Below are 11,991 nucleotides of genomic sequence, written 5' to 3'. Positions count from 1 at the left end.
TTGCATGCGGTTGACATGATGGCCCGGCAGCTTTCAGCGCTGCTCTTCATGGCTCAGTCGTTATGATCCTCCGTCCAGCGCCTGACCGTCGGATGATGAAGCCCGAATTGATCCAGCGCACGCCCCACAGTCTGGTCGACCATTTCGGCGATTGATTTCGGCAGCGTGTAAAAGCTCGGCACCGGCGGCATGATGACGGCGCCGTTGCGTGTTGCCTGGTCCATCAGCGCGATATGGCCCGCATGCAACGGCGTTTCCCGCACCATCAGCACCAGCCGACGGCGTTCCTTCAGGCAGACATCGGCGGCGCGCACGATCAGATCGTCCGCATAACAATGTGCGATCCCGCTCAGCGTCTTGATCGAGCATGGCGCAACCAGCATGCCGTCGCACCGGAAGGAGCCGGAGGCGATCGAGGCGCCGATATCCCCGTGGCTGTAGACCCGGTCGGCGAGGCCACGGATTTCGTCCGCGGTCTTTCCCGTCCCTTCGGCCAGTGCCGTGCGGATCGCCGAGGGCGATATGACGAGATGCGTCTCGACATCGTCGAAGTCCCGCAGCATCTCCAGCGCACGCAGTCCGTAGATTGCGCCGGAAGCCCCTGATATGCCGATGATCAATCGCCTCAAATCAGCATCTCCGGCTTGACGCGCAACAGCAGCTGGCGCATCCGTTCGTAGGAATCCGGCGGCGGAAGCGCCTTGTCGAACCCTTCCCTTCGGTCACCCGCCTTCATCGTGGCGTCGTAACCGACCTTGGTGATCACGCCGCCGTCTTCCTGAGGCTCGGACCGGTCTGCCGGAAGGTCCGTGACGATGAGAATGTCGCGCTCCGCGCGCATGCGCGTCATCTTTGCCAATTCGACGGCATCGAGATCCCAAGGGTCGACATCGCTGTCGACGATCGTGATGTTCTTGACGATGCTGACCGCACCCCAGCAGATCGACATGATGCGGCGTGCCTGTCCCGGGCGGGGCGCATCGATCTGCACGACCACGTTGTTCCGTCCGCTGCCTGATGCGGTGACGGCAACCTCGCCGACATTGAGAACGGACCGCCGGATGACGGCCTTGAGGCTGGCAGCGATCGGCACCGCGCCGAGATAGAGGTGCTCCATGTGGTAACCGGGCTCGATCACCTGCAACATCGCGTCGGAGCGGCAAGTCATGCATTCAAATCTGACGCGCACCCCGGAACCGTAATCCTCGTACATGCCGTGATATTCTGAGACCAACCCTTCGAGGATCGGCTCGTCGATATGAATATGACCTTCGAGCACGATCTCCGCCTCTGCAGGCACGGCAAGATCGATCGACTTGCAGCGGACAAGCCGCACCGGCTCGCCGAGCAGCGATCCGGCGCAGTGCATTTCATCGTCACCAAGCCCCAGATAGAAGCAGGCGGCAAGCTGAATGGCTGGATGCGCGCCGAGGACGACGGCGAAGGGGAGCGGCTCGCCTTTGGCGCCCGCCTTGCGGGCCATGATGGCGAGATGATGGTTCGGTGCAATTCCGATCATCGCCTCGTTCGGACCAAGCACCTTGATGCGGGCATAGGACGCGTTGCCCAAGCCCGTTTCAGGGTCGCGCGCCACGATCAGACCCGCGGTAATGTAAGGACCGGTCTCCTTGGAAAAGAAGGTCGGGACTGGAAGCCGGGTCAGGATGTCGTCCTGGAAGAGCTGTTGCTGTACCGGCGCATCGTCCACGAAGACTGGCGGCACCGGAGAGGCGATCGAGGACAGCAGCTTTTCCTGGATATCGCTTTTCGCGACGTCAAGCGCCAGGGCGACACGATCGAGATCCGACAGGATGTTGCCGAAGATCGGCATGTCGTGACCTTTGATGCAGTCGAGCCGCACCGCCGCCTTTTCATCGACGATGGAAAGAATGGCCGATACGTCGTGGATCGGGTCGACCTCCTCCGAAATCACCAGCAGCTGACCGCGACGGTCGAGCTCCTGAAGAATGCCCCGACACGACTGATCGCTTTCGCTGCGTGGCATTGCAGCGCCGGCCGTCCCGGATGTCATGGCCGGGTTTTCAAGCGGATCAGGGTGATCATTCATCCGGCAATCCTGTGAAAGTCATTTCCGAGGGCTGTTTTGATGCGGCAAGTATCAGCCGCAGGCCGGAGGCTGGGTAGCTCGAAAATCATGAATTGGAGGATAGGAAAATCAGAATGCTCGGTGCATGAGCGCGATTCGACACGATATGTTTTTTAGATCACGCCTGTCGGCCGAAGACGGCAACGAGCGACTGGATCATCGTCCGTTCGGCCTCGGACAGCGTCCTTTCGCCGGAGAAAATCACCGAGAGGTTTCCGGCGATGACGTCTTCCGTAATCGGCGCCGCGGTGAGGCGCCCGCTGTCGATATCCTGCTGGACCGAGGACACCGGCAGGACCGTACAGACCGGCAAGCGGCGGACCATGGCGATGGCCAATGGCAGAGAACCGACGTCCATGACCGGCTCGACACGCAGATGCCGCGCGCTGGCGGCTGCCATGAACGCCTGATGGATACTGAGATGCTTGATTCCGAGAACCAGCGGAAATCCACAAACTTCGGCCAGTGGAATCTCCGTTCGACCGGCAAGGTCCAAGGCCGGATTGGCAACGACCGACAGGCGCTCGCTCGGCCCGAGATGGATCCGGGTCATCTGCGTCTGGACGGCACCGACAATGGCCAGATTGAGCTCTCCCGCACGTACCTGGTCGTGAAGCGCAGCGTTGGAACCTTCGATGATTCTCAGCCGGTATTCGGGATGGCCAAGGCGGGTTGCCGTCAGTGCCTGCGCCACCTTGTCCGTCATGACGCTGTCATGCCCCGAACTCGGCAGCATGCCGATCGAGATGGTCGCCTGTGTGTGGGCGGCAATATCCAGACTGGCCCGAAGAAGGTTATCGATGCGCTCCTCGATCTCCAGGGTGAAGGGAAGCAATGCCTTGCCGGCCTTCGTGCTCTCGGCACCGTTGCGTCGCCGTTCGAACAGGGGTTGCCCGACGACTGCCTCGATCTTCTGAATCTGGGTCGAAACGGAAGGTTGCGTGATATGCGCCGCGCGCGCCGCCGCCGAAATGCCTCCGCTGAGATGCGCAAGGTTGAAGTAGTGCAATTGACGTGCCGTCAACTGCGGCCGGAAGACGATATTGGCCTCCGTTGCCTGCAGATTTTTCTTGAGGTTGCAAAGCAGGGCGGACACGACCTCCTGGTCCGGCCCGTTTGCGCGCACGCCCAGGGTGCTCGACAATGGCGGATCGAGGGGCTCCAGATGCAGGCGCGCAAGTCCGAGCCGGTCGGCGACCATACTGCGGGGCATCAGGAAACGCATTTGCGGAAACTCGTTGAGCAGTCGATGAAGGTCTGCCGGCTCCTCATCCATCAGGATCATGCGGTCGCGGATGCCATGCTCGTCCGCATATCGGGTAACGGCATCGCGAAGTGCCTGACGCATTTTCAAAACGACAAATTTCTGATTGGGGGAGCGAAGATCAACCGCGGCCTCCGCCGTTCCGACGGAAAACCAGACCTCATCGTAAAAGGGCGTCATCGCAGGCAGCTTCGCAGATGGCACGCCGGTCATATAGCCGACTTCGATCTCCATCGAACCCGCGTTGCCCGGGATTTCCGCGGCCCCGTCATCAACAAGGGATTTTTCTCGCATGTCTGCAAACATCACGTCGATCAGCAGGTCGGGCCGCTCGCGTTCCATATCTTCGACGGTACGTCCGATCGCCTTCGAAAACCGGCCGATGGAGAAACTGAGATCGAGACGAATATCGATGCGAAGGGGCGCCGTGCCCCCGTTCCGCATCCGACGCACGAACCTTTCGCGATGAAGGATGGCCGTTGCCTGCTGAAACAGCCAGAAGGCTGCCGGTAAAGGGCTGAGGTGACCGCTTTTCCGAATGAAGAGCTTGAGTTGAAGTTCATTTTCCAAAGTACGCAGACTTGATGTCAGCGCCGAAGGAGCAATTCCAAGCTCGCGCGCGGTCTCTGCCAGCGTCGGGCTCTGACAGGCCAGCACGAAATGGGCCAGTTGCTGGATTTCGATGCGCGGCGGATTTGTAATCACTGCGGGTCTATATCGGATTGCACAAGGGGCTTCCCCGACTATGGCATACAAAGCGTTATACCGCACGAATATCAGCGCCGGCCCATTGCTTCCCCTTCGCCCACCAAACCGACATGGTCGGTGTCGGACTTTGGTCGCTCGCAGCACTGGCGATCGAATGCCTGGACAGGCCGAGAGCGTCGAAACCGGGAGTTCAGATCATTCGCGATCGCCCGGACCCAAAAAGACGTCAGCCGGCGATCAAAGCGGCTTCATACACCATTGTCGCGGCGGCAAGATCGGCCAACGCCGTTCCGACGGCCTTGTAGAGAGTGATCTCATCGTTGGACGTCCGCGCTGGAACATCCCGGCGACACAGCTCGTCAAGTGTCGCACGCACCGCGTCAGCGGAAATGACGCCGGCCCTGATCGGCTGAACCAGATCGCCCGCTTCGTGAAGGGCTTCGTGCGTGTCGATATAGACAGACGAGCGCCGGAGCGCCTCGTCATCGGCCTCGCGCATCGCCGGGGTGAAGCCGCCGATCAGATCGACGTGGGTGCCCGGCCGCAGCCATGCGCCGCGGATAAGCGGTGCTGTCGCCAGCGTCGCCGCACTGACGATATCGGCCTGCCGCACTGCTGCTTCCAGATCCGTGACGGCAGTGGCCTGGAGCCCACGTTGCCGGAGGCTCTGCGCCAGTCGTTCGGCGCTGGCGGGATCGATATCCCAGATATCGACATCTGCGATCGGCCGGACGGCGCGGTAGGCATCGGGTGTGAGGCTCGCGACGCGGCCTGCGCCGATCACCAGCAGACGGTGGGCGTCCTTTCGGGCAAGATAATCCGCGGCAACGGCCGATGCCGCTACCGTGCGGCGCGTGGTGATCGTGTTTCCGTCAAGGAGCGCAAGCTGCATCCCGGTCCGACCATCGTAGAGCATGTAAGTCGAGGTCAAACCGGGAATGCCGCGCAGCGTGTTGCCGGGAAAGACGGTGACGATCTTGATGCCAAGGTAGCGCTCCGACCGGTGCGTTTCATGCCAGGCAGGCATCAGAAGCAGCGTCGCATCCGGCTCGCCGCTATTGGCTATCGTGTGGTGATGCCGCACCGGCACGACACAGCCTTCGGCGAATGCTTGCCGCAGGGTCGCAACCAGCGGGCCGAAAGGGAGGAGTTCGCCCGTTGTCCGGGCATCGAGAATACGGATTTGTGTGTCGGTCATTGAAGCGATCTCCCGGTAAATTCTGACTGCTGGATAAAGCGAATTCTGTGTGATTGAACGAGAGCCGCGTCGCCGCTGCGCGGCGTACCAGCATTCAACCGCCATCGGCCCTTTGGACACTTTGTTGCGATCGGAATGCGGAGCAACTCGGCACCGCTCAGCCAAACGCCGCTTTCTTCTCCAGCATTCTGGCGTATTGCGTCAGCGGATAGCACAGGGCGAAGAAGATCAGCGCGACGAGACCGTAGACTTTGAAAGGTTCGAAGGTCGCGTTGTTGATGGCGTTTGCGGTTTTCAGCAGTTCGTCGAAGCCGAGGATCGAGGCCAGTGCGGTGCTCTTGATCAACTGGACCAAGAACCCGACGGTCGGCGCGCGCGTGATCCGGAAAGCCTGCGGCAGGATGACAAGGCGAAGTTCGAGGAGACGATGCAAGCCCAGGCTGGCTGCGGCGTCCCATTGCCCGCGCGGCACCGCCTCGACGCCGCTCCGCCAGATTTCGGCAAGATAAGCGCTGGCGTAGAACGTCAGGCCGCAGACGGCGGCGGTCCATGACTCGATCCGGAAGCCGAGCATCGGCAGGCCGAAGAACATCAAAAACAGCTGCATCAGGAGCGGCGTTCCCTGAAACAGGGCAATGTAGCCGGACGCGAAGCTGCGCGGCCAGCGTGTTTTCGATATCCGTGCAGACAGGATCGCCAGGCCAACGATGGCGCCGCCGGCAAAGGCTGCGAGCGAAAGCAGCAGGGTCCAGCGTGTCGCGAAGACAAGATTGCGCAGAATGTCCCAGAAGGTGAACTCAATCATGCCAGACCGGCTCCCAGAAAACGGCGTTTCCCGGCGAAAAGGAGCCGGCGAAGTGCGGCGGACATTGAAAGGTAGATCAATGTCGCCACCAGATAGGTCTCGAAGGAGCGGAAGGTGCGCGATTGAAGCAGATCGGCCTCCTGCGCCAGCTCGCGGACGGATATTTGCGAAACCACCGCCGATTCCAGCATCATGATGATGATCTGGCTCGTCAGCGCCGGAAAAATGATGGCGATCGCCTGCGGCAGGATGATCTTGAAGAACACCAGCCGAGGCCTGAGGCCGAGTGCCTGCGCCGCCTCTTTCTGGCCTCTCGGTATGGCATCGAGCCCGGCCCCGACCACCTCGATCGTGTAGGCGGCCATGTTGAGGGTCATGGCAAGGACGGCGGCAGTGATCGGATCGAGGCGAATGCCGAGGCTAGGCAAGCCAAAGAAGATGAAGAACAGCTGCACCAGAAATGGCGTGTTGCGCATGATTTCCACATACAGGCCGACGACCTTGCGCAACCATGGATAAGGTCCCCGGCGCGCAGCCGCGCCGAGAATGCTGAGAACGATCCCGAGGACCGATGTGGAGACCGTCAGTGCAAGCGTCGTGCATGCGCCATAAGCCAGAGCTCCCATTCCGTCCCAAAGCCAATTGAAATCGAGGCTGTATCTCATCGCTTGTCCTTTGGAGCCGGATGATCCGGGCCGGGTCGGCCCGAAATCCCGATCCGCCTCTCAACCAAAGAATTGGAGCATGATGCCACCGCAATCGCTTGCAGTTTTCGGCATCATACTCTGGTGAGTGGGAGGCCGCCCTCGTCAGTCCTTCAGGTTTTCAGGGTTGAGCGGCGCTTTCAGCCAGCTCTTCGAGCTTGCGTCGAGCGAACCATCGGAGATCATTGCGGCGACGCTGTCATTGACGACTTTCTTCAGGCCTTCCTCGCCCTTGCGGAGCGCGATGTGTGAGGGGGAGCTGAGGAGCTGGAATTTCTGCTCCGGCTTCAGTTCGTCCTGTCGTGCCAGAACCTGCGCACCGACATCGTTGCCGACGACCATCAGCTGGGTCTGGCCGGATATGAAGGCCTGGATGACCGAATTATAGTTCTCGAAACGCTGGATCGCAGCCGAGCCGGGGGCGACGGCCGTCAGCGACGTGTCTTCGAGCGTCCCACGATTGACGGCAACGGTCTTGTCGGCGAGGTCTTCCTTGCCGCTCACCTTCAGCGCAGCCGGACCGATGACGGCGATATAGTAGGGGGCGTACGGGGCGGCAAAATCGATAACCTCGGCACGCTCCTTCGAATAGCCGACGCTCATCAGCAGGTCGACGCGGTCGTCGTTCAGGTAGGCGATCCTGTTCTGGCCGGTAACGCTGACGAGATTGAGTTTCACGCCGAGCCCGTCGGCGATCTTCTGGGCGACGTCGACGTCATAGCCCTTGATGCTCATATCGGCGCTTGCCGAAGAGAAGGGCGGGAAATCGGAGAAGATGCCGATGTTGATTTCGCCTGCGGCCTTGATATCGGCAAGTTCGTCGGCCTGCGCGGCCCCTGCCAGGATGCCGAAAACGGCAATTGCCGCGGTGGCGGTGTAATGCAACTTCATAAGAGCAGTCATGTCGTTCCCCTTTTTGAGACGTGTTGTGCGACAGGTGATGGATGGCAGCGGGCACGAGGCACGCTGCCGTTGTGGAGCTGGTTCTCAGGTCAGCTTTGTCCTGACCGCGGGACTGAACATCGCGAGGCACAGGAATTCGAACAGGACCTGCGCGGCGATCTGCGCGGTGTTGGTGGTGTTGTCGTATTGCGGCGCGATTTCCACGACGTCGCCGCCGATGAGGTTGATGCCTTTGAAGCCGCGCAGCAGGGTCAGGGCCTCCCTCGGCTGAAGCCCGCCGACTTCTGGCGTGCCGGTTCCCGGAGCGAAGGCCGGATCGAGGCTGTCGACGTCGAAACTGAGATAGGTCGGACCCGCGCCGACAACCTCTAGAGCCTTTGCGATCACAGCCTTGAGCCCCATCTCCGCCACCTCTTCGGCGTGGATGACGGTCATGCCGGAGGCAAAGGAGAACTCCCAGAGATATTCGCCGCCGCCGCGGATGCCGATCTGGATCGTACGCTTCGGATCGAGCACACCCGCCAGAACCGCCTCGCGGAAAGGCGCGCCGTGGTGGAACTTGGAGCCCTCATAGGGACCGGCGGTGTCGCAATGAGCGTCGATGTGGATCATGCCGACCGGCTGGCCGGCCGCCAGGCCTTTGAGGATGGCGCCGGAGATCGAATGGTCGCCGCCGACCGACAGCGGGATAACCCCGGTTGCCGCGATCATCCGGTAGCAGGCCTCGATGTCGGCATGGCATTCGGCGAGGCCGAACCGGCTGCGCATCGGCACGTCGCCGACATCGGCGACCTTTAGCCCTCCCATCGGCGCGACACGCAGAACATGCTCGTAGGGACCGATACGCTCGATCGCCCGGACGGCCCGCGGCCCCAGCCGCGCGCCGGCGCGATTGGTGACGCCGAGGTCCATCGGCACGCCGATCAGAGCCACGTCAAGCGCCTCAAGCACCTCGGGCCGCAAGCCGTTCTCGATGAAACGGGCATCCAGAAAGGTCGCAGGATCGGCGAAGGGCCATTTGCGGCTGTCGCCGTCCTTGAATACGCTCGCCGCCACGGCGCGGAAGTGCGGATCTTCCATCTCTCCGCCTGCAGCGCTGCCGAAGCGCTTTCTCAAGTCTTCCAGAAAATCCCGGTCAATGGTCAAGGCAGGCTCCCACCGTATTGATGCTGCCATCATCATCGGCGCCGCCCACTTCTCTTGGAACCGCGAAAATTCGAGAGGGGATATAACGATTCTTGATAGCTCGGATCCGCCGAGGCTTAGCGATGCGGGTCGCGCGTTCATCGGGGTGTTCAGAAAACTTTATAACCCGGCGAGAATTTTCCCACTACCGCGGCTGGCAACCTCCAAGCAGTCTCCGATGCGAACGGCCCGGCAGAGGGCCGACAGCAAAGGGAACCTACCATGTTGCACGATATGACACGCCGCCGCTTCCTCGGATCCGCCGCCGCCGCGGGGATTGCCAGCACGATGACCGGGTTTGCAAGATCCGCCGCAGCCGGCAGCGGCAATCTCACCGCCGTCGAATGGGGCGGCGATGTCGTCGAAGCGATGAAGCAGATTGCCGCCGACCAGAATGCGGCGACATTCAACTGGGTTCTTCACCAGGGCGGCGCGGGCGCCATCCTGCCGAAGATCAAGGCCGTCTGGCCGAATGTCGACTACGACTATGTCGCCGGCTGGGAAGGCTCGTTCAACAGCATGGTGAAGGAGGATTGGCTCGAAACCATCAATCCTGCCGATATTCCCAACCTCGCGAATATTCCCGAGAAAATCATCATTCGTGACGGCAAGGGCAACATCAAAGCGGTCCCGCGCGCAGTTGGCGGCATGTATTTCGGCGCCCGAACCGACACGGCTCCGATCGCCGTGAAGACCATCGATGATCTGCTGAGCCCCGATCTTAAGGGTGCGATCTGCTGGCCAGGCCCGACACAGAGCATGATGCTCCAGATCGTCGCGCTCGCCCTTCACGCCGGCGGCAGTGAAACGAATATGGAGCCCGGGTGGAAGCTCATGACGGAATTGGCGAAATCCGGCAATATCGGCCGCGTTGCCGTCACCGATATCGATTTCACCAATTCGCTGACGTCGGGCGAGACCTCCGTCGGCTTCTTCGCTGAGCCCGGCTGGGCGGCGGTGGCCAAAAACTTCCCGGTTACGCGTTTCACCAAGGACAGCAACTTCAAGGCCTTCCTCTACCAGAGCGGTTTCGGCGTCCTCAAGAATAGACCAAACACCAAGGCAACGCTCGATTTCGTCAACTTCGCGATCACCCCGGACATGAACTCGCTCTACGCCAAGGTGGCTGGCGAAGCGCCGTTGAACAGCAAGGCGGTCACACCCGACAATCTCAAGCATCTGTCCTTCACGTCGGACGAGTTTTCGAGCTTCGTCTATGTGCCCGACTACAATGTCGTTCTCGAACAGCAGGATGCCTGGTCCAAGCGCTGGGAGCAGGATATCGCCCCGTTGCTCTAAGACACCTCGCGGAAGGTTGTCGTAGGCGCGGACTTCGACAACCTCCCTTTCTCATGGCCCGCAAGGGCGAGGAAAAGGCTGTTCCATCATGACCAAGGTAAGGCGGCAACCCGTTGCCATTTCAATTCCGGATCGCCGAGATGCTGCCCTGACGCTCGGGCCAGCCCTGCTGGTGTTCGCATTCGGGTTTGTGTCACCGCTCATCAACCTGGCAATCGAAAGCTTGAAGGAGTTTACGCCGGGGCGCGTCGGCTCCGTGGAAAATGCCGCGGCAACGGTTCAAAACTACTACGAGCTTGCAAACCAGGCGTTTGCAAGCGTCCTGCTGACGACCTTCTGGATTGGCGGAGTTGCCGCGATCATCGGCCAGCTTGTGGCATTCCCGCTGGCCTATTTCATCGTGCGGCGCATTTCGCCGCGGATGCGCACGCTCACCCTCGGCTTCTTGATTACGCTTGTTCTTTCCAGCGTCCTGATCAAGACGTATGCGATCGAACTGACCTTTGGGTCGGTCGGCATCTTCCGACCCTTCCTCTTGACACTGGGCCTTTCGCCCAACAGCCGCGAATATATTAATATCGTCGTTATTGCGGGTCTGGTTCACTCGATCATACCGGTCGCAACGCTAACGCTGATTGGCGCGATGCAATCGATCGATCCGCGTCTGCTTGATGCGGCCCAGTCGCTCGGCGCGCCGGGATGGAAAGCCCATCTGTCGATCACGCTTCCCCTGAGCTTCCCGGCTCTGATCTCAAGCACGCTCGTATCGCTGACTTTCGCGATCAGCGCCTTCGTCATTCCCATGGTGCTCGGGAGGGGCCGGGTGCTTTTCATGTCGAATGTCATCTACACCCGGTTCAGCGATATCGCCAACTACCCGAGCGGTGCGGCGATCTCGCTCGTCATGCTTGCCGCGGCCTTGGCGGTCGTCGCTGCCATAACGTTTGCGCAGGCGCGGAGGGTTTCCCGATGAGCATGCAGTCTCTTGCCGCGAGAACCGGAGACCGGATCGCCGGTTCCCTTGCCTACGGTGTCATCGGCCTTGGATTGGCGTTCCTCGCCATCCCGCTGGTGATAACATGCGTCATGGCTTTCGACGCCAGGACCTACCTCGGCCCGATGCCGCCACCTGCCTTGTCGCTTCACTGGTTCGAACGGCTCGTCTCCCAGGCGGATATCCTTGCCAGCCTGCGCACCAGCCTCATCTTGGCGGTACTCACGACGGTTCTGTCCGTCACGATTGGAACTGCGGCGGCTGTCGGTCTTGCCCGGGGCAATTTTCCAGGAAAGGCAGCGCTGACTTCGGCCTTTCTCTCGCCGCTCATCGTCCCGCCGGTTGTCATTGGATTCGGCCTGCTGCTTTTCCTTTCCAAGGCCGGCATCACAAATGGTATGGCGCGCCTGCTCCTCGGCCACGTGATCGTGACGTTGCCCTATTGCATAAGGACCAGTCTCGCCAGCCTTCTCGGCAGCGACCAACGATTGACGGAAGCCGCAATGGTTCTCGGCGCCACCGAGCGCCAGGCCTTCTGGACCATAACCCTGCCGCTCATGCGGACGGGCGTCGTCACCGGCGCGATCTTCGCCTTCGCAATTTCGATGGATGACGTATCGATCAGTCTGTTTCTGAGCGATCCGTCCGCAACGACCTTGCCTGTTACGCTGGTCAGCAACATGCGCGCGGCTTTCGATCTGACGATCGCTGCGGCGGCCGTGGTCCTGATTGCCGTCACTGCGTTGCTGATCGTCGTGCTGGACCGTGTCGTCGGCTTTGACACTGTCGTGGGCCAAGGTTTGTTTCGTTCATGAGGACAATAC

Annotated in this window: 11 protein-coding genes; 3 read left to right on the top strand and 8 right to left on the bottom strand. The window is 60.9% G+C overall.

Annotated elements, in window-relative coordinates; all coding sequences use genetic code 11:
- Nucleotides 1-53: 53 nt before the first annotated feature.
- The 8 genes from AC245Y_RS20665 to speB form a co-directional block, all read right to left on the bottom strand.
- Nucleotides 54-629, bottom strand: a complete 576-nt coding sequence (locus tag AC245Y_RS20665; protein ID WP_003543560.1) for a UbiX family flavin prenyltransferase — start codon at nt 627-629, stop codon at nt 54-56.
- Nucleotides 626-2,068, bottom strand: a complete 1,443-nt coding sequence (locus AC245Y_RS20660; protein ID WP_017995394.1) for a UbiD family decarboxylase — start codon at nt 2,066-2,068, stop codon at nt 626-628. Before AC245Y_RS20660 ends, AC245Y_RS20665 begins: the two co-directional genes overlap by 4 nt.
- A 157-nt stretch (nt 2,069-2,225) precedes the next feature.
- Nucleotides 2,226-4,076, bottom strand: a complete 1,851-nt coding sequence (locus AC245Y_RS20655) for a LysR family transcriptional regulator (protein ID WP_017995393.1) — start codon at nt 4,074-4,076, stop codon at nt 2,226-2,228.
- 229 nt (nt 4,077-4,305) lie between these two features.
- Nucleotides 4,306-5,277, bottom strand: a complete 972-nt coding sequence (lhpI, locus tag AC245Y_RS20650) for a bifunctional Delta(1)-pyrroline-2-carboxylate/Delta(1)-piperideine-2-carboxylate reductase (protein WP_017995392.1) — start codon at nt 5,275-5,277, stop codon at nt 4,306-4,308.
- Between the two features lie 157 nt (nt 5,278-5,434).
- Nucleotides 5,435-6,082, bottom strand: coding sequence for an amino acid ABC transporter permease (locus tag AC245Y_RS20645; protein WP_017995391.1), 648 nt, complete (start codon nt 6,080-6,082; stop codon nt 5,435-5,437).
- Nucleotides 6,079-6,747 carry an amino acid ABC transporter permease gene (locus AC245Y_RS20640; RefSeq protein ID WP_017995390.1) on the bottom strand — a complete coding sequence of 223 codons (669 nt, stop codon included), beginning with the start codon at nt 6,745-6,747 and terminating at the stop codon, nt 6,079-6,081. Before AC245Y_RS20640 ends, AC245Y_RS20645 begins: the two co-directional genes overlap by 4 nt.
- Before the next feature lie 144 nt (nt 6,748-6,891).
- A complete protein-coding gene (locus tag AC245Y_RS20635) occupies nt 6,892-7,689 on the bottom strand; it encodes a transporter substrate-binding domain-containing protein (RefSeq protein WP_017995389.1) in 798 nt (265 codons plus the stop codon).
- 84 nt (nt 7,690-7,773) lie between these two features.
- Nucleotides 7,774-8,835: an agmatinase gene (gene speB, locus AC245Y_RS20630; protein ID WP_026157495.1), complete on the bottom strand. Its 1,062-nt coding sequence runs from the start codon at nt 8,833-8,835 to the stop codon at nt 7,774-7,776.
- A 261-nt stretch (nt 8,836-9,096) separates the two neighbouring features.
- Here speB and AC245Y_RS20625 point away from each other — a divergent pair, with 261 nt between their 5' ends.
- The 3 genes from AC245Y_RS20625 to AC245Y_RS20615 all read left to right on the top strand — a co-directional run bounded on the left by AC245Y_RS20625 (nt 9,097) and on the right by AC245Y_RS20615 (nt 11,982).
- Complete coding sequence (locus AC245Y_RS20625) at nt 9,097-10,173, top strand: extracellular solute-binding protein (RefSeq protein ID WP_017995387.1); 1,077 nt, start codon at nt 9,097-9,099, stop codon at nt 10,171-10,173.
- 88 nt (nt 10,174-10,261) lie between these two features.
- The gene (locus AC245Y_RS20620) at nt 10,262-11,146 is read left to right on the top strand and encodes an ABC transporter permease (protein ID WP_017995386.1); all 885 of its coding nucleotides are present in this window, start codon (nt 10,262-10,264) and stop codon (nt 11,144-11,146) included.
- A complete protein-coding gene (locus tag AC245Y_RS20615; RefSeq protein WP_017995385.1) occupies nt 11,143-11,982 on the top strand; it encodes an ABC transporter permease in 840 nt (279 codons plus the stop codon). Before AC245Y_RS20620 ends, AC245Y_RS20615 begins: the two co-directional genes overlap by 4 nt.
- Nucleotides 11,983-11,991: the final 9 nt, after the last annotated feature.

The sequence above is a fragment of the Rhizobium sp. SRDI943 genome, assembly GCF_057653695.1.
Note: the sequence above shows the minus strand (reverse complement) of the source record. Positions and strands in the feature narration are given on the sequence as shown.

Bases quoted from the DNA above. Each gene is read 5' to 3' on its own strand.
- AC245Y_RS20615 (WP_017995385.1), top strand. From the start codon at position 11,143: ATGAGCATGCAGTCTCTTGCCGCGAGAACCGGAGACCGGATCGCCGGT.
- AC245Y_RS20660 (WP_017995394.1), bottom strand. From the start codon at position 2,068: ATGAATGATCACCCTGATCCGCTTGAAAACCCGGCCATGACATCCGGG.
- AC245Y_RS20640 (WP_017995390.1), bottom strand. From the start codon at position 6,747: ATGAGATACAGCCTCGATTTCAATTGGCTTTGGGACGGAATGGGAGCT.
- AC245Y_RS20635 (WP_017995389.1), bottom strand. From the start codon at position 7,689: ATGACTGCTCTTATGAAGTTGCATTACACCGCCACCGCGGCAATTGCC.
- AC245Y_RS20625 (WP_017995387.1), top strand. From the start codon at position 9,097: ATGTTGCACGATATGACACGCCGCCGCTTCCTCGGATCCGCCGCCGCC.
- AC245Y_RS20620 (WP_017995386.1), top strand. From the start codon at position 10,262: ATGACCAAGGTAAGGCGGCAACCCGTTGCCATTTCAATTCCGGATCGC.
- lhpI (WP_017995392.1), bottom strand. From the start codon at position 5,277: ATGACCGACACACAAATCCGTATTCTCGATGCCCGGACAACGGGCGAA.
- AC245Y_RS20645 (WP_017995391.1), bottom strand. From the start codon at position 6,082: ATGATTGAGTTCACCTTCTGGGACATTCTGCGCAATCTTGTCTTCGCG.